The organism is Plantibacter sp. VKM Ac-2880, assembly GCF_015351235.1.
Classification (GTDB): domain Bacteria; phylum Actinomycetota; class Actinomycetes; order Actinomycetales; family Microbacteriaceae; genus Plantibacter.
In genome coordinates this window covers 2432282-2449456 of sequence record NZ_JADKSJ010000001.1, presented here as the reverse complement: position 1 = coordinate 2449456, position 17175 = coordinate 2432282, and the positions used below count along the sequence as shown (strand labels likewise).

Here is a 17175-nt window from a genome sequence, read left to right as displayed (position 1 = left end):
CCCCGTCACCCCTCGTGGAGGCTCGACCGCGTGTCCTTCGCGAGGTGCTTCGGCAGCAGGAGGGTGCAGACGAGGCCGACCACGGCGGCCGCCGCGCAGATCGCGAAGCTCAGCCGGAACGCGTCGGCACTCGGTGTCGTGACGGCCCCGTCCGCGACCACCTGCGACGCCAGGATGGCGCCGATCACCGCGCTGGCGATCGTGGAGCCCAGGGTCCGCATCACCGAGTTGAGCCCGTTGGACGCCGCCGTCTCGCTCGGCGGGACGGCTCCCATGATGAGCGTCGGCATCGCCGCGTACGCGAAGCCCACCCCGAAACCGACCGCGGTCGCCGTGAGGACCGTGTGCCAGACCTCCGTCATGAGCCCGATTGCGACCGCGTACCCGATCGCGATGATCGCGATGCCGATGAGCAGGCTCAGCCGCGCACCCTTCGCGGCCGTCAACCGGGCGGCGACCGGCGACATCGCCCACATGATCAGACCGCTGGGCATGAGGCAGAGGCTCGCGATGAGCATGTCCTGCCCGAGCCCGACCCCCGTGCCCACCGGTGCTTCGAGGATGCCGGGGAGGACCACGGTGCTGCCGAAGAAGGCGAAACCGACGGTGATCGACGCGAGGTTCGTGAAGAGCACCGTCCGGCGTGCGGCGATCCGCAGATCCACGAGCGGGCTCGAGGAACGCACCTCGAACCAACCCCAGAGGAGCAGGACGACGACCCCGCCGATCAGGCACGCGAGCGTCCCCACGCTCGTCCAGCCCCACTCGTTGCCCTTCGAGACGGCGAGGAGGATCGGCACGAGTCCGGCGGCGAGTCCGATCGCCCCGATCCAGTCGAAACCGCCCTCACTCCGCAGCGTGCTCACGGGGACGAAGCGAGCCACGAGCAGGAATCCGACGAGTCCGAGCGCACCGGCCACCCAGAAGAGCACATGCCAATCCAGGAACTGTGAGATGACGGCGGAGATCGGCAGGCCGACGGCTCCACCGATGCCGAGCGTTGCGCTCACGAGGGCGACCGCCGGACCGAGCCGCTTCGCGTGGAGGACGTCGCGCAGGATGCTGATGCCGAGCGGGATCACGCCCATCGCCATGCCCTGCAGGGCGCGAGCGACGATCAGGGGCACGATCGTGGACGAGAACGCGGCCAGCACCGAGCCGGCCATCATGATCCCGAGCAGGATCAGGACCATCCGGCGCTTCCCATAGAGGTCACCGAGACGACCGGAGATCGGCGTCGCCACCGCAGCGGAGAGCAGCGTGGCCGTCACGACCCACATGCTGTCCGAGGCGTGCACACCGAGGATCGTCGGGAGGGAGGGCACGAGCGGGGTGACGAGCGTCATCATGAACGCCGCGACGAGACCGGTGAACGCCAGACTGGCCACGACCGCCCGCTCGGGGAGCGGCTTGCGGAGTGCAGCGCGCTCCTCGTCGCTCAGCCACGGTCGCTCCTGCGTCTCCGGTCCGTCGTCATGGTCGTCGGGCTGCGCTGAATCCTGCGTCACGGGTCCTGTTCCTGTGGAGAGTGGATGCGGCCGGAGCCACTCGGAGTCGAACGCCCGTGCGCGGCCTGGCATTCCCGTCTCCCGGAACCGATCGTCCTCCGGGGTCGACCGCGGCTCAGCGGGGCAGCCGGGGGATCGCCGCCACGAGCTGCCGGGTGTACGCCTCGGCCGGCTGGTGGAGGACCTGAGCGGTGGTGCCGGCCTCGACGACGCGCCCATCGCGGAGGACGAGGGTGCGCTCGCACAGGGCCGCGACCGTGCCGAGGTCGTGCGACACCATGACGAGTGCGAGACCGTTCGAAGCGCGCAACTCGGCGAGCAACTCGATGATCTGGATCCGGGTGCTCATGTCCAGGGCGCTCACCGGCTCGTCGGCCAGGAGGAGTCGGGGGTTCGGGACGATCGCGCGGGCGATGGCGATCCGTTGACGTTGGCCACCGGAGAACTCGTGCGGGTAGCGGGACGCGGCCTCGGGAGGAAGACCGACGGCTTCGAGCGCGTCGGCGGCCCGGGTCGCGGCCTGTTCCACCGAAGCCAGCCGCAGGGAGCGGAGTGGCTCCGCCACGATGCGCCCGACGCGCTGGCGTGGGTCGAGGGAGGAGTACGGATCCTGGAAGACCGCCTGCACCGACGCCCGGAAGGTCCGGACGCGGGCCTTGTCCCGCGGATCGAGGGTGCTGCCGTCGAATCGGACGGACCCGGTGGTCGGGCGGTCGAGGCCGAGCAGGAGCCGGAGGAGGGTGCTCTTCCCGGCGCCGGACTGGCCGACGACGCCGACCGCCTCACCGGTGCCGACGGACAGCGAGACGTCGTCGAGCGCGTCTTGACCGCCGCGGTACCGGAAGCCGACCGCGTCGAGTTCCAGGATCGGCGTAGCGGCATCCGAGGTGGGTCCGTCGATCATCGCGGGTCCTCCAGCGCGTCGTCGATCGCGCGGGCGCTGGCGACGAGACGTCGCGTGTCCTCGTGCTGCGGGTCCGTCAGCACCTGCGCGACCGGGCCGCGCTCGACGGCTCGGCCCGAGCTCAGCACGATCACCTCGTCGACCATGGTCGACACCACGGCGAGATCGTGACTGATGAACAACAGTGCCATACCGCGTTCGCGGACAAGCCGGTCGAGGAGCGAGAGCACCTCGGCCTGCACGGTCACGTCGAGCGCGGTGGTCGGCTCGTCGGCGATCAGGAGCTGCGGTCGTCCTGCGAGGGCGATGGCGATGGCGACCCGCTGTCGCTGGCCACCGGACAACTCGTGCGGGTACGACGCGGCGATGCGGGCCGTGTCGGTGAGCGACACCTCGGTGAGCGCCGCATCCACGGCGTCCCGGAGCTGGTCACGCCGGAGCCCGAGGTGACGGCGGAGTGGTTCGGCCAGCTGAGCGCCGACGCGCATGAGCGGGTCCAGGGCGGTCAGCGGCTCCTGGAAGACGAGTCCGGCCACCCGGCCGCGGAGGGGACGCAGGGTACGGTCCGTGGCACCGACGACCTGCGTGCCCGCCAGTTCGATGCTGCCGCTCGCGGTGAGCTGGTCGTCGAGCAACCCGATCGCGGCGAGGGAGGTGAGCGACTTGCCGGACCCGGAGCCGCCGATGAGACCGAGTCGGTCGCCGGCGGCGATCATGAGGTCGAGGCCGTCGACCAGTGGTCGCTCGGTGGCGTCCGATGCTCCGCGTCGCGTACCACGGGTGATGCTCAGACCGGTGATGTCGAGCAGGGCCGTCATGCGCTGCGCCTCCTCGTCGGATCGCCGAGATCGCGCAGACCGTCCGCGATGAAGTTCACACCGACGACGAGCATGACCACCGCGACACCGGGCGCGACCGCGCCGATCGGTGCCGTCGTGACCGTGGCCTGTGCCTCTTGGAGCAGTCGTCCCCAGGACGCGTTCGGCGGTGGGGCTCCGAGGCCGAGGTAGGACAGGCTCGCCTCCGCGAGGACGGCGATGCCGAACTGCAGGGCGAGGTTGACGCTCAGCGTCGGCCAGATGTTCGGCAGCACGTGCTGGCCGATGATGCCGGGCCAGCTCGTCCCGGCGGTGCGCGCGGCGACGACGTACTGCTCGCCGAGGACGCGTTTCGTGAGGATCCTGGTCAGCCTGGCGACGATGGCCGACATGGCGAGCCCGATCGCGACGATGGCGGTGCCGAGTGAAGCGCCCTGGGCGGCGACGATCAGCATGGCCAACAGCAGGACGGGGAAGGCGATCACGACGTCGAGGGCGGCGGAGATCGTGTCGTCCACCCAGGCGGCCGCGAACGCCGCGGCGAGACCGACGGCGATCCCGATGACCGCGCCGACCGCGACGGCCCCCGCCCCCGTGACGAGCGCGATGCGGGCACCGATCATGAGTTGGGTGAAGAGGTCTCGACCCAGCTTGTCCGTGCCGAGCCAGTGCGTACCGCTGGGTCCTTCGAGACGGCCGCCTGCCGTATCCGTCGGCGCGAAGGGCGTCCAGAAGAGGGAGACGAGCGCCAGCGCGACGATGACGCCGACGAGGACCAGCCCGACCGTGAGGGTCACGGAGCGTCCGCGGCGTCTCCCGCCCCGCTCGGGGGTGGGGATGGCCGTTCGGGCGTCGATGGCGCTCATCGCAGCCCGCTCCCGGCGATGGAGGTGCGCAGGCGCGGGTCGATGAGGCGCTGGGCGATGTCGGCCAGGAACCCGGTCACGAGGACGACGAGGGTGGAGACGAGGAGGATGCCCTGGATGTTCGGGTAGTCGTGCTGCTGGATCGCCGTGAGGAGCATCGACCCGAGCCCCGGCAGGCTGAAGACGCTCTCGACCACGACGGCGCCGAGGAACGTGGTCGCGAGTTCGATCCCGAGGATCGCGACGACGGGGACGGCCGCATTGCGGACGCCGTGCCGGAGGAGCGCCTCGCCGAGTCCGGCACCCTGCGCCCGGGCGGAACGCAGGAAGTCGCTCCCGAGCACGTCGAGCGTGGCGGAGCGGACGTACCTGGTGATGGACGCACTCATGACGATGGCGATGGTGATGACCGGGAGCGCCAGACTCGTGAGCGCCGCCGCCGGGTCTGCCCAGTCGTCGCGCGGGAACCCGCCGGACGGGAACAGGCGGAGCGTGACCGCGAACACGCTGACGAGCAGGATGCCGACCCAGAACACCGGCACGGCGATGCCGAACTGGGACAACCCCGACAGGGCGATGCCGTACCACCGATCGGCTCGGAGTGCGGCGATGACGCCCGCCAGGCCGGCGAGCACGACGGCGAGGAGGAAGGCGAGGAGTGTCAGCGGGACGGTGACCTGCAGGCGCGAGGCGATCTCGGGGCCGACGGGGAGACTGCTCACGAAGGACGAACCGAGGTCGAAGGTGAGGACACCACCGAACCAGGCCAGGAACTGCTCGCCGACCGGTCGATCGGCTCCCACCTGTGCGCGTGCCGCCTCGATCTGCTCCTGCGTGGCGTTCACCGAGAGCAGGGCGTTCGAAGGGTCCCCCGGCAGCAACCGGAGCAGCACGAACAACACGGTCATGGCGACGAGGAACGACACCACCAGGAACGCGGATCGACGCAACAGGTAGGGGAGCATGGTGGACCTCAGCGTAGCGAGGCCGGGCCGACCGGGCGGTCCCGGTCGGCCTCGGCGACGACTACTTCCGGACGATGTCCGCCACGAAGAACTGCGAGTTCAGGCCGTTCACGCCATATCCCGACACGTCACTCGCGGCGACGACGATCTGGGGGTAGAGGTACAGCCAGACGCTTGCTGCGTCCTCGGCGATCTGCTCGTTGACGAGCTTCAGCTTCGCCGTCTGCTCGTCCGTCGTGGTCGCCTGCTCCGCCTCGGAGACCCACTGCGTCACCTGCGGGTTGTCGTAGCCCCAGTAGAAGTCGGGGTTGCCGTACCAGACGACGTCGCGGTCGTTGACGTGCTCCTGGAGCGTCGCCTGGAAGTCGCGCTCCTTGAACACCGTCGAGTACCACTCGTCCGCGCTGATCGTGTTGATCTCCACGGTGACGCCGACCTTCGCGAGTTCGCTCTGCAGGAACTCCGCGACGGCCGGGTGCGGGTCGTAGCTCGGCGTGTCGAGCGTGAACGTGAAGCCGTCGGCCAGACCGGCCTCGGCGAGCTGCTGCTTGGCGAGCTCGGGGTCGTAGGGGTTCACCTGCGTGAGGTCCTCGTACCACGGGTCCGTCGGCGGGACCATGGACCCGATGAGCGTGCCGTAGTCACCCCAGATCGACGACAGGAGTTTCTTCGTGTCGATCGCGGAGTACACGGCCTTCCGGACGAGGGCCTGATCGAACGGCGCGACGCGGTCGTTGAACGCCAGGAGCTCCTTGGTGGTGGAGTCGCCGTCGGACACCGTGTAGTCGGCGTTGTCGGTGAACTGCGTCAGCTGGTCGGGGCTCTGCACGCTCGTGATGATGTCGATCTGCTTCGTCACGAGGGCGTTGCTCAGTGCGGTCGCGTCGGTGAAGTAGGTGAAGACGACTTCGGCGTTCTTGGCGGGATCCCCCCAGTAGTCGTCCCAACGCTCGAGGCTCAGGGTGCTGCCGCGCTTCCACTCGCCGAGCGTGTACGGGCCGGTGCCGTCCTCGGAGGTCTTCAGATCCTTCGCGGCGTCGTTCACGATCCAGACGTAGCTCAGGTTGTACAGGAAGGAGATGGAGCGCTCGGAGAGGGTCACGACCACGGTGCGGTCGTCGGGGGTGGCGATGTCGGAGACCACGGCGAAGCTGCTCTTCCGGGCCGACTGCGAGTCCTCGGCGGTCACGGCTTCGATGCTCGACTTGACGTCGGCCGAGGTGAGCGGGTCGCCGGAGTGGAAGGTGACGCCGTCCTGGAGGGTGAAGGTGTAGGTGAGGCCGTCGTCGCTCACAGTGCTGTCCGCGGCGAGCACGGGTTCGACGTCGCCGTCGTCCGTCAGGCGGTAGAGCCCCTCGTACACGTTGCCGGTGAGCGCTTCGGTGACGCCCTGACCGCCGCCGCCGGTGTTGCTGAGGTTCTGCGGCTCGTAGAGGGAGCCGACGGCGATGGTCGCGTCGGCACCCGTCGCGGAGCTGCTGCTGCCGCCGGCGCAGCCCGCCAGTGCGACGGCGGTGGCGACGGACAGGGCGACGAGCCCGATGGTTCTCTTCACGGATACTCCTGTGGTGTGGGGTGGTGATGCGGGAGGTGCAGCTGGTGGGGTGGGAGGTGCAGCTGGTGGGGTGGGGCGTCGTGCCGTCGGTCAGACGGCGTAGAGGTCGAAGCCGTCGCGGAACCGGACGAGGCGTTCCCCGGCGCGGACCTCCTCGGCGAACCGGTTCTGCGCCGGCGGCATCGGACAGTTGTACTGCACCGAGAAGCCGCACGGGGGCACGAAGGCTCGGTTGAAGTCGAGGACGACCTCGCCCTCGGTGCCGAACCCGCCGTCGTCGGTCCGCTCGACGAACAGGAACCGGCCTGCGCCGTAGGTGCCGGTCTCTCCGTCGAGGCCGTTCGTCGCGTCGCCGAACACGAGGAGGAGGGTTCCGCCGTCGTCGAAGGCGCTCATCGTGTACGTCGTCCCGTCCCTCGTGAACGTGATGTCACCCGGGACGACCAGCTCGCGCGAGCCGCCGTTGTCGCGGATGTGCTCGAAGGGGACGGTCCGTGAACCGTCGACGGGCGTGAAGTGGGCCGTCTGCACCCAGGAGGGGTCGTACGGGAAGACCGGGACGTCGATGAATGCCTCGATGGCCGGGGCTGCGGCGTCCCACCTGCGGATGCCGACCTCGTCCGCGCCCGTTTCGAGGTGGGTGCGGCGGAGGGTCGTCACGGTGACCCCGTCCGGCTGTTCGGCCGCGATGGCCGCCGCAGCTTCGTCGAGGGTGGCCGGGGTCTCCTCGGGGAGCCAGCGGGTCTCCACGAGGGCGAGGTTGCCGAGCGGTGCCGTCACGGCGGCGCGACGGTCCTTCCGCCAGGCGTCGTGCTCGGCGGTCGCGTCGTGATGTGGTGCGGTGTCGATCGGCATGTCTCGATTCTCCGGATGACGACGGGCGGGTCCCAATCGTGTGTCCTTCGGAGTCCAGCACGGTTCGGGTGTGAAGTATTCCCGTCACGGACCGAGGACGCCGCGGCCGTCTGGGAGGATATCCTCATGAACGCCACGCTCGTCCGCATGCCAGCCGATCGACTGCGGGGGTGGATGCTCGCGGCGAACGCGCAGTACCGCCTCGAGCGCATCGAGGCGGGGGAGACAGAGGCTGAGGCGACGGCGAAGGCCGCGCAGTCCCTTGCGGAGACGTTCCCCGCCGGTCGCCTCCAGGTCGGCCATCTCGTCTTCGAGGTCGTCCTCGAGGAGACGGCGGTCGGCGTCCTCTGGATCGGACCGCGCAGTACGAGCCACCCGGACGAGTGGTGGATCTGGGACGTGGAGATCGACGAGCCCTTCCGCGGACGAGGGCTCGGCCGGGAGGCCATGCAGCTTGCTGAGACGGCGGCCAAGGAACAGGGGGCGAAGACGCTCGGGCTGAACGTGTTCGGGTTCAACCGCATCGCACGGGGACTCTACGAGTCCCTCGGGTACGAGACGATGGCCGTGCAGATGCGGAAGGCGCTCTAGCGGGTCTCCAGCCCGTCGATGAGTTCGGTCATGACGCGGTCGGCGAGTGACGGGGGCCTCGGGTGTCCGTCGCGAGTGGTCTGCGGGGCGGTCGCGCTGTCGAGGGCGAGGACCTCGCCGTGGAGGTGCTCCATCTTCGCGTCCAGCCGGGAGGCCGCCTCCGCGGCGTGCTTGAGCTCCGCCAGCAGGGTGTCGGGAACGGCTTTGTCGTACTTGTAGTAGATCTTGTGCTCGAGGCTGGCCCAGAAGTCCATCGCGATCGTCCGGAACTGGATCTCGACCGGGACCTGGACGACACCGTCCGACATGAACACGGGCACCTCGACGATGGCGTGCAGACTCTGGTAGCCGTTCGGCTTGGGGTTCGCGATGTAGTCCTTGACCTTCACGACCGTGATGTCCTGCTGGTTGGTGAGCAGCTCGAACACCTTGTAGGTGTCGGAGATGAAGCTGCAGGTCACGCGGATCCCGGCGATGTCCGTGATGTGTTCGCGGATGTCGTCGATGTCCTGTCCGTACTGCTTCCGCTCGATCTTCCCGATGATGCTCTCGGGCGACTTCAACCGCGAGCTGATGTGCTCGATGGGGTTGTAGTCGTGGATCTGCGTGAACTCCTCCTTGAGGATGTTCAACTTCGTCGTGATCTCGTCGATGCCGAACTTGTACAGCATCATGAACCGCGTGAACTCGTCCTTGAGCCGTTTCAGCTCTTCGAGGTTCTCCGACGACGATGGTCCACTCATGGCTTGCACTCCAGCTCGGTATCCGACGGGCCGACGGCCCGCTCGCACTCTACTGAAGCGGCCTTGGAACCACTCTCAGCCTGGACCCGGTCGACGGGCACGTCCGCCCGATCAGTGCTGCAGGGCCGGACGCCGCCGGGCCGAAGCGCGCGCTCGGCGCCCGCTCCCGGCCGTCAGGACGAGGCCGACCACCACGCCGGCGACAGCACCGGAGGTGTTGGCGAGGAGGTCGCGGGGATCGCTCACCCGTCCGGGGATGGTGAGCTGCGCCGTCTCGATGGCGACGGTGAGGGTCGCGGCGATCAGCACGGCGAGCCACCACCGGCGTCGGCCGAGCAGGAGGAGGAAGAAGACGCCGATCGGAACGAACATGGCGACGTTCGCTCCGAACTCCAGCCGCTCGTACGTGATCCAGGCGGTCGTCTCCCACCGCGCGAGGACGTCGACGATCCGGTACACGAGCGACTCGGTCCGTCCGTCGAACGGCCGGGGGCCGAGCGTGATCATCGCGACGAGTCCCAGATACACCACGGTCAGGGTGCTGAGGACGGGATGGCGACGGAACATCCGTCAAGCATGCACCAGCCACCTTGGCGGTACGTGGGTACCGTCTGAACGGTTCAGCCGCGACGGCTGAGCGCCGCCCGATGGTGCGCTCCGTGCCTCAACGGCCTCGGAGTCGCTCGATGTCACGGCGTTCGCGCTTGGTCGGGCGGCCGGCTCCTCGGTCACGGACGGCGACGACCTGGCGCTCGGCGGGGGTCGGAAGCGGGGGAGAGCGGTCGATCAGGCACTCGGCCGCCACGTCGGCGCCGACCCGTTTCGCGATGAGGCGGCGCACCTCCACGACACGATCGAAACCGGCCACCCGGAGACGCACCTCGTCGCCGATGCGGACAGGCTGAGCCGGTTTCGCGCGGTCGCCGTTGACCCGCACATGGCCGGCGCGACAAGCGGAGGCGCCGGCGGAGCGGGTCTTCGTCAGGCGGACGGCCCACACCCACGCGTCGACGCGGACGCTCGAGGGGCTCTCCATCCTCCGATGCTAGAGCAGCCGCTCGGTAGACTCCACCCGTGACGGACGGGGTGGGACGAGGGCATCGACGGACCGGCGAGGACCGCCTGGTCACGATCCCGAACGCGCTCAGCGTCCTCCGCATCCTGCTCGTCCCGGTCTTCCTGATCCTGCTCGTGCAGGGCGAGGCCCTCTGGGCGCTCGTGACGCTCGCGTTCTCGGGCGTCACCGACCTGCTCGACGGATGGATCGCCAGGCGGTTCGACCAGATGACGCGGCTCGGACGTCAGCTCGATCCCGCGGCCGACCGGCTCTACATCATCGCGGCGCTCATCGGCCTGGCCGCCCGCGACCTCATCCCGTGGTGGCTCCTCATCGTCGTCGTGGCGAGGGACGTGCTGCTCGTCGGATTGGCGATCGTCCTCCACCGATCCGGCTCGGGGATGCTGCCCGTGACACGGGTCGGGAAGTGGGGCACGGCGCTGCTCTTCATCGGGCTCCCGGTCCTCATGCTCGGAGCGGCGTTCCCTGCCGTGGCGATGGTCGCGACGCCACTCGGTTGGGTCTCTTCGATCGCCGGAGCGGCGCTCTACTGGTGGGCGGGTGTCCTGTACCTGCTGCAGACCGTCCGCATCGCCGGTGCCGGTCGTTCTGGGCGGCCGGACGGTGCCGGATATGTCACGTCACCCTCGTCCGGGCGGCTCGACAGGCACGCCACATCGGATACGCTTGACGGAGAGGAGGTCGACGGTGGCTGAGCACGATGAGAAGTATCCCGCGACCGGGGCGTACACGCCGGGATCCGTCACTGACGGAGCACCGACGAGCGGCTCGGGCGAACGGGAAGTCGACACGACACTCACCTTCGGTGAAGACCTCGGAGCAGCCCTCGCGGCGATCGACTCCGACGTCACCGCTGAGGAGCATGAGGCGATCGCGGCACTCCCGTCGGGGTCTGCGCTGCTGATCGTCCGTCGCGGGCCGAACGCCGGAGCTCGTTTCCTCCTCGACGCGGACGTCACGACCGTCGGCCGGCACCCCGAAGCCGACATCTTCCTCGACGACGTCACCGTCTCGCGTCGCCACACGGAGTTCCACCGTCACGGCACGGCCTTCGAGATCCGCGACCTCAACTCGCTGAACGGCACCTACTTCGACGGCGTCCGCATCGACAAGGCCATCCTGCGCGACGCCGCGGAGGTCCAGATCGGCAAGTTCCGCCTCACCTTCTACGCGTCGCGGATCGACCTCGCCTCCCAGCTGGGAAGCTAGTGGCGGCAGCCAGCGCGAACGCGCGAAGCGATGCTGCTCCGCTGCTCAGCATCGGGCAGGTCCTCGCGCGGCTCACTCCGGAGTTCCCTGAGCTGAGCAATTCGAAGCTCCGTTTCCTTGAGGAGCAGGGCCTCGTCTCGCCGGCGCGCACGAAGTCCGGATACCGGAAGTTCTCGGGCGACGATCTGGACCGGCTGCGACTCATCCTGTCGATGCAGCGCGACCACTACTTCCCGTTGAAGGTCATCCGCACCTACCTCGTCGAGGTCGACGCCGGTCGGTCTCCGATGTTCCCCGGCTCGGGGCAGGCGGTCGGCGCACCGTCGATCCACCCGAGCGCGCGCAGGTTCTCCCGGAACGAACTCATCCGTGAGGCCGGAGCCACGCCGATGCTGTTCAACGACGCGGTGAGCGCCTCCCTGATCCTCCCGGCGGAGAACTACGGTGAGGACGTGGCGTCGTTGCTGCGCATCCTGGTCGAGCTGCAGCGATCCGGCATCGAGCCTCGCCATCTGCGCGGGTTCCGTGCCTCGGTCGAGCGCGAGGTCGGCCTGATCGAGAGCGCGCTGAGCGCCGTGTCCAAGCGGAACGACGCCGCGGGGCGCGCCCGCACCGCGGACCGCGCGGTGGAGATCGCGGCCCAGCTCGAGGGGGTGCGGTCGAACCTCGTCCGCACCGCGCTCGAACGACACCAATCCTCCTGACGGGCCGTCCAGGGCGTAGACTGCCCTCATCCATCACGGCCAGGTCACAGTTCGGTCACTCGTCACGACACGCCGCCCGTTTCGAACGGATGTCGCAACGTTGGCAGCGGCTGATCGATACCGTGGTGGAAGCGGCCGAGCCGTTCCGACGCCCCCGTCAGGACCACGCAGACCGTGAAGCGAACATCGAGGAGAAGCAGACATGAGTGAACTCAGTCGCGACGGTGCGTCACGATACGGTGACCTCGGGCTGCTGTTCACCGATGGACTGCCGGAACTCGAAGAGGGACAGGGCTATCGCGGAGCCATCGCCGCCCGCGCTGCCGGCATCAGCTACCGCCAGCTCGACTACTGGGCTCGCACCGGTCTCGTCGAGCCCACCGTGCGTGGAGCATCAGGTTCCGGGACGCAGCGTCTCTACGGGTTCCGCGACATCCTCGTCCTGAAGCTCGTCAAGCGTCTCCTGGACACGGGGATCTCCCTCCAGCAGATCCGCACCGCGGTCGACCAGCTCCGCGAGGCCGGGATCGTCGACCTCGCCCAGACCACGCTCATGAGCGATGGGGCCAGCGTCTATCTGTGCACGTCCAACGACGAGGTCATCGACCTCGTCAGCCGCGGCCAGGGTGTCTTCGGCATCGCCGTCGGCAAGGTCCTCCGCGAGGTGGAGTCGACCCTCATCGAGTTCGACGCCCAGTCGGCCGACCCGATGGACGAACTCGCCGCTCGTCGTTCCGCCCGCACCGCGTAACCCGGGCCCCGCTGAAGCGGTCCCCGGACCCGAGCCGTGTCGCCGGTCTCTGAGCCTGTCGCCGGGCCTGTGCCAGTCGCCGCTCCCGCCCGCGCACCGGTCCGTGAGCTTGACGAAGGGCGCCGTCCTGCCGCCGGTCCCTGAGCTTGTCGAAGGGCTCGATCCTCGAACCACCGGACGGCCAGCCTCGAACACCGGTCGTCCTCCGCCCGTTCTGGGCGACGCCCGGCTCAGCCTTCGGTGACGGGCGTCTCGACGGTGGAGGTGCTGGTCACGGCCGCGGGCTCCGGGGGAGCGCCGTCGGCGTACTCGCCGACCCGGCCGGTGCGTAGCACTCGGTCGAGGAGCGAGTCGAAGTTCTTCGCCATCTCCTGCGCCGTGTCGCCCGGCCAGACGTGGACGGGCTTCGCCGCGCCCTGGGCCTGCTGCAGGGAGGTGCGCTCGAGGAGCTGCGGGTTGAGGATGAGGGGGCCGAACATGTCGCGGAGTTCCTTGATGCGGAACTGGTGCTCCATGGACTGAGGCCGCACCCGGTTGACGATGATGCCGAGCGGCTGGAGCCGGGGGCTCAGCCCGCGACGGATCTCCTCGACGGCGCGGAGCGCGCGGTCGGCCGCGGAGACGGAGAAGAGGCCGGGCTCGGTGACGACGGCCACGCGGTCGCTGGCGGCCCATGCCGTGCGGGTGAGGGCGTTGAGCGAGGGGGCGCTGTCGATGAGGACGAGGTCGTACTCCTCCTCGACGTGTGCGAGCGCCTCTTCGAGTCGCCAGATGTCGCGGATGCTCGGGTGCGGGCCGTCGAAGTTGATCGCGGACGGACTGCCGATCATGACGTCCATCTTGCCCGGGTGGATCTTCGTCCAGCCGCTCGCCACGATCGCCTGCTCGACGATCTTCTTCTTCGGCGAGGTCAGCACATCCGTCACCGTGAGGTGACCGGCGACGTCGACGGCCATGCCGGTCGAGACGTCGGATTGCGGGTCGAGATCCACGACCAACGTGCGGATGTCCTTCGAGAACGCGGCGGAAGCCAGGCCAAGGGTGACGGTGGTCTTGCCGACGCCCCCCTTCAGGGAGCTAACGCTGAGTACATGCACAAGGCTCAACGTTACCGTGACTAGGCTAGGGAATCTCAACGTTTGCTGAGTTGGCTGTTGTGGAAAGGGTTCCATGTTCAGGAAGATTCTTGTCGCCAATCGCGGAGAGATCGCCATCCGGGCGTTCCGTGCCGCGTATGAGCTGGGGGCGAAGACGGTTGCGGTGTTCCCGTATGAGGACCGCAACTCGATGCATCGGTTGAAGGCCGATGAGGCCTACCAGATCGGTTCCGAGGGTCATCCCGTGCGGGCCTACCTCGACGTCTCGGAGATCATCCGGGTCGCGAAGGAGTCGGGCGCCGACGCCATCTACCCCGGGTACGGCTTCCTCTCGGAGAACCCCGAGCTCGCCGAGGCGGCCCGCGCCGCGGGCATCACCTTCATCGGCCCGCCGTCGTCGGTGCTGGAGATGGCCGGGAACAAGGTCACCGCGAAGGAGCACGCGATCGCCGCCGGCGTCCCGGTGCTGAAGTCGACCCCGGCCAGCCGCGACATCGGAGAGCTGCTGGCGGGAGCCGCCGAGATCGGGTTCCCGATCTTCGCGAAGGCGGTCGCTGGCGGTGGCGGCCGCGGTATGCGCCGCGTCGACACCGAGGCCGACCTCCGTGGCGCCCTCGAGGCGGCCATGCGCGAGGCGGACAGCGCCTTCGGCGACCCCACGATGTTCCTCGAGCAGGCCGTCGTCCGGCCGCGCCACATCGAGGTCCAGATCCTGGCCAGCGCCGACGGCGAGACCATCCACCTGTTCGAGCGCGACTGCTCGGTGCAGCGTCGGCACCAGAAGGTCGTCGAGATCGCTCCGGCCCCGAACCTCGACGAGGACACCCGCCAGGCGATGTACCGCGACGCCATCGCGTTCGCGAAGTCGATCGGCTACGTCAACGCCGGAACGGTCGAGTTCCTGCTCGACACCGCCGGCGAGCGCAAGGGCCAGCACGTCTTCATCGAGATGAACCCGCGCATCCAGGTCGAGCACACGGTCACCGAGGAGGTCACCGACGTCGACCTCGTGCAGTCACAGATGCGGATCGCCGCCGGCGAGTCGCTCACGGACCTCGGGCTCACCCAGGACTCGCTCCACCTGCGGGGCTTCGCGCTGCAGTGCCGCATCACCACCGAGGACCCCACGGCGGGCTTCCGACCCGACACCGGCAAGATCACGACGTACCGGTCCCCGGGTGGCGGTGGCATCCGCCTCGATGGCGGCACGGTCGCGTCCGGCGCCCAGATCAGCCCGCACTTCGACTCGATGCTCGCCAAGCTCACCTGCCGAGGCCGCACCTTCGAAGCCGCGGTCACGCGGGCGAAGCGCGCCCTCGCGGAGTTCCGCATCCGCGGCGTCTCCACGAACATCCCCTTCCTCCAGGCGGTGCTCGAGGACGACTCCTTCGTCGCCGGCGACCTCAGCACCTCCTTCATCGACGAGCGACCGCAGCTGCTGCGCGGCCACGTCTCGAAGGACCGCGGGACGAAGGTCGTCAACTGGCTCGCGGACGTCACGGTGAACCAGCCGAACGGCTCCCGCCCGCCCGGACCGGACCCGGTGGACAAGCTCCCGTCCATCGACATCTCCGCCGACGCCCCGGCCGGTTCGCGCCAGCGGCTGCTCGAGCTCGGCCCGAAGGGCTTCGCCGAGGCGCTCCGTGCGCAGACGGCGCTGGCGGTCACCGAGACCACGTTCCGAGACGCGCACCAGTCGCTCCTGGCCACCCGCGTCCGGACGAAGGACCTCCTCGCCGTGGCGCCGTTCGTCTCCCGGCTCACCCCCGAGCTGCTGTCCGTCGAGGCCTGGGGCGGTGCCACCTACGACGTCGCCCTGCGCTTCCTCGGCGAAGAGCCCTGGGAGCGACTCGCGTCCCTGCGGCAGGCCATGCCGAACATCGCGATCCAGATGCTGCTCCGCGGACGCAACACCGTCGGGTACACGCCGTACCCCACCGAGGTGACCAACGCCTTCGTGCGCGAGGCCGCCGACACCGGGATCGACATCTTCCGGATCTTCGACGCGCTCAACGACGTGTCGCAGATGCGACCGGCCATCGACGCCGTCCTCGAGACCGGGACGACGATCGCCGAGGTCGCGGTCTGCTACACGGGAGATCTGCTGAACCCCGCCGAGGACCTCTACACCCTCGACTACTACCTGCGACTCGCGGAGAAGATCGTCGAGTCCGGCGCGCACGTGCTCGCCATCAAGGACATGGCCGGCCTGCTCCGCCCGTCGGCGGCGGCGAAGCTCGTCGCGGCGTTCCGAGAGCGGTTCGACCTGCCGGTCCACGTGCACACGCATGACACGCCGGGCGGACAGCTCGCGACGCTTCTCGCCGCGAGCAACGCCGGTGCGGACGCCGTCGACGTCGCGAGCGCCCCCATGGCCGGCACCACCAGCCAGCCCTCGGCGTCGTCGCTCGTCGCCGCGCTGGCGCACACGGAGCGCGACACCGGCATCTCGCTGCAGGCGATCGCGGATCTCGAGCCGTACTGGGAGGCCGTCCGGGCGATGTACCGTCCGTTCGAATCCGGGCTCGCCGGCCCGACCGGTCGCGTGTACACGCACGAGATCCCCGGTGGACAGCTGTCGAACCTCCGCCAGCAGGCGATCGCCCTCGGACTCGCCGACCACTTCGAGCTCATCGAGGACATGTACGCGGCGTCGAACAAGATCCTGGGCCGCGTGCCGAAGGTCACCCCCTCCAGCAAGGTCGTCGGCGATCTCGCCCTCCACCTCGCCGCCGTGAAGGCGGACCCGGCCGACTTCGAGGCCAACCCCGACAAGTACGACGTCCCGGATTCGGTCGTCGGCTTCATGGCGGGCGAGCTCGGCGAGCTGCCCGGCGGGTGGCCGGAGCCGTTCCGTTCGAAGGTGCTGGCCGGACGCTCGGTCGACATCGGGGTCACCCCGATCTCGGCGGAGGACCAGGCCGCCCTGGACGGCGAGTCGGCCGAGCGTCGCTCGACCCTCAACCGGCTGCTGTTCCCGGCGCCGACCAAGCAGTTCGAGCAGCAGCGGGACCTGTACGGCGACCTCTCCGTCGTGGACACGGCCGACTACCTCTACGGTCTCGAGCCGGGCACGGAGCACGTCGTGGAGATCGACAAGGGCGTCCGGCTGTTCGTCGGCCTCGAAGCGATCGGTGCGGCGGACGAGAAGGGCATGCGGACCGTCATGGCGACGCTCAACGGCCAGCTCCGTCCGGTGTTCGTCCGCGACCGCAGCGTCGAGGTCGACGTCCGGACGGCCGAGAAAGCGGACACCTCCGTGTCGGGCCAGGTCGCCGCGCCGTTCTCCGGCGTCGTCACCGTGAAGGTCGCCATCGGCGACCGCGTCGAGGCCGGCCAGCCGGTCGCCTCGATCGAGGCGATGAAGATGGAGGCGGCCATCACGACCGCCGTCGCGGGTGTCGTCGAGCGGCTCGCGATCCCGGCCACCCAGCAGGTGGAGGCGGGCGATCTGCTCGTCGTCGTGAAGCCGAACGCCTGATCATCCCTGAGACCGGCCGTGTCCCTCCCCGGAGGCGATGCGGCCGGTCT

Annotated in this window: 17 protein-coding genes; 6 read left to right on the top strand and 11 right to left on the bottom strand. The window is 69.2% G+C overall.

Annotated elements, in window-relative coordinates; translation table 11 throughout:
- Window positions 1-5 precede the first annotated feature (5 nt).
- The 7 genes from ITJ57_RS11750 to ITJ57_RS11720 all read right to left on the bottom strand — a co-directional run bounded on the left by ITJ57_RS11750 (window position 6) and on the right by ITJ57_RS11720 (window position 7471).
- Window positions 6-1508 carry an MFS transporter gene (locus ITJ57_RS11750; RefSeq protein ID WP_370582343.1) on the bottom strand — a complete coding sequence of 501 codons (1503 nt, stop codon included), beginning with the start codon at window positions 1506-1508 and terminating at the stop codon, window positions 6-8.
- Between the two features lie 115 nt (window positions 1509-1623).
- Complete coding sequence (locus tag ITJ57_RS11745) at window positions 1624-2412, bottom strand: ABC transporter ATP-binding protein (protein WP_194670143.1); 789 nt, start codon at window positions 2410-2412, stop codon at window positions 1624-1626.
- The gene (locus tag ITJ57_RS11740) at window positions 2409-3230 is read right to left on the bottom strand and encodes an ABC transporter ATP-binding protein (RefSeq protein WP_194670142.1); all 822 of its coding nucleotides are present in this window, start codon (window positions 3228-3230) and stop codon (window positions 2409-2411) included. Before ITJ57_RS11740 ends, ITJ57_RS11745 begins: the two co-directional genes overlap by 4 nt.
- A complete protein-coding gene (locus tag ITJ57_RS11735) occupies window positions 3227-4096 on the bottom strand; it encodes an ABC transporter permease (RefSeq protein WP_194670141.1) in 870 nt (289 codons plus the stop codon). The genes ITJ57_RS11740 and ITJ57_RS11735 overlap by 4 nt, the downstream gene beginning before the upstream one ends.
- Window positions 4093-5061, bottom strand: a complete 969-nt coding sequence (locus ITJ57_RS11730; RefSeq protein ID WP_194670140.1) for an ABC transporter permease — start codon at window positions 5059-5061, stop codon at window positions 4093-4095. The genes ITJ57_RS11735 and ITJ57_RS11730 overlap by 4 nt, the downstream gene beginning before the upstream one ends.
- Window positions 5062-5122: 61 nt before the next feature.
- A complete protein-coding gene (locus tag ITJ57_RS11725; RefSeq protein WP_194670139.1) occupies window positions 5123-6616 on the bottom strand; it encodes an ABC transporter substrate-binding protein in 1494 nt (497 codons plus the stop codon).
- Window positions 6617-6706: 90 nt separating this feature from the next.
- Window positions 6707-7471 carry a DUF1684 domain-containing protein gene (locus ITJ57_RS11720; protein ID WP_194670138.1) on the bottom strand — a complete coding sequence of 255 codons (765 nt, stop codon included), beginning with the start codon at window positions 7469-7471 and terminating at the stop codon, window positions 6707-6709.
- Window positions 7472-7597: 126 nt separating this feature from the next.
- Between ITJ57_RS11720 and ITJ57_RS11715 the strand changes: the two genes are divergently transcribed.
- Complete coding sequence (locus tag ITJ57_RS11715; RefSeq protein WP_194670137.1) at window positions 7598-8062, top strand: N-acetyltransferase; 465 nt, start codon at window positions 7598-7600, stop codon at window positions 8060-8062.
- Here ITJ57_RS11715 and ITJ57_RS11710 read toward each other — a convergent pair.
- From ITJ57_RS11710 to ITJ57_RS11700, 3 genes are all read right to left on the bottom strand, one after another.
- Complete coding sequence (locus ITJ57_RS11710) at window positions 8059-8805, bottom strand: GTP pyrophosphokinase family protein (protein ID WP_194670136.1); 747 nt, start codon at window positions 8803-8805, stop codon at window positions 8059-8061. The two genes, ITJ57_RS11715 and ITJ57_RS11710, sit on opposite strands and share 4 nt — an antisense overlap.
- Before the next feature lie 111 nt (window positions 8806-8916).
- Window positions 8917-9372 carry a VanZ family protein gene (locus ITJ57_RS11705; protein WP_194670135.1) on the bottom strand — a complete coding sequence of 152 codons (456 nt, stop codon included), beginning with the start codon at window positions 9370-9372 and terminating at the stop codon, window positions 8917-8919.
- Window positions 9373-9469: 97 nt separating this feature from the next.
- On the bottom strand, window positions 9470-9841 hold the full coding sequence (locus ITJ57_RS11700; RefSeq protein WP_194670134.1) for an RNA-binding S4 domain-containing protein: 372 nt from the start codon (window positions 9839-9841) through the stop codon (window positions 9470-9472).
- A 38-nt stretch (window positions 9842-9879) separates the two neighbouring features.
- On the opposite strand from ITJ57_RS11700, the gene ITJ57_RS11695 reads away from it, so the two are divergent.
- From ITJ57_RS11695 to ITJ57_RS11680, 4 genes are all read left to right on the top strand, one after another.
- Complete coding sequence (locus ITJ57_RS11695) at window positions 9880-10578, top strand: CDP-alcohol phosphatidyltransferase family protein (protein ID WP_370582342.1); 699 nt, start codon at window positions 9880-9882, stop codon at window positions 10576-10578.
- Complete coding sequence (locus tag ITJ57_RS11690; protein WP_285043147.1) at window positions 10571-11092, top strand: FHA domain-containing protein; 522 nt, start codon at window positions 10571-10573, stop codon at window positions 11090-11092. Before ITJ57_RS11695 ends, ITJ57_RS11690 begins: the two co-directional genes overlap by 8 nt.
- Window positions 11092-11796, top strand: coding sequence for a MerR family transcriptional regulator (locus ITJ57_RS11685; protein WP_194670133.1), 705 nt, complete (start codon window positions 11092-11094; stop codon window positions 11794-11796). The genes ITJ57_RS11690 and ITJ57_RS11685 overlap by 1 nt, the downstream gene beginning before the upstream one ends.
- Window positions 11797-11998: 202 nt before the next feature.
- Window positions 11999-12547, top strand: a complete 549-nt coding sequence (locus ITJ57_RS11680; protein ID WP_056005382.1) for a MerR family transcriptional regulator — start codon at window positions 11999-12001, stop codon at window positions 12545-12547.
- Between the two features lie 230 nt (window positions 12548-12777).
- Here ITJ57_RS11680 and ITJ57_RS11675 read toward each other — a convergent pair whose 3' ends face one another.
- Window positions 12778-13644, bottom strand: coding sequence for a ParA family protein (locus ITJ57_RS11675; protein ID WP_082455728.1), 867 nt, complete (start codon window positions 13642-13644; stop codon window positions 12778-12780).
- Between the two features lie 73 nt (window positions 13645-13717).
- Between ITJ57_RS11675 and ITJ57_RS11670 the strand changes: the two genes are divergently transcribed.
- Window positions 13718-17125, top strand: a complete 3408-nt coding sequence (locus ITJ57_RS11670; RefSeq protein WP_194670132.1) for a pyruvate carboxylase — start codon at window positions 13718-13720, stop codon at window positions 17123-17125.
- Window positions 17126-17175: the final 50 nt, after the last annotated feature.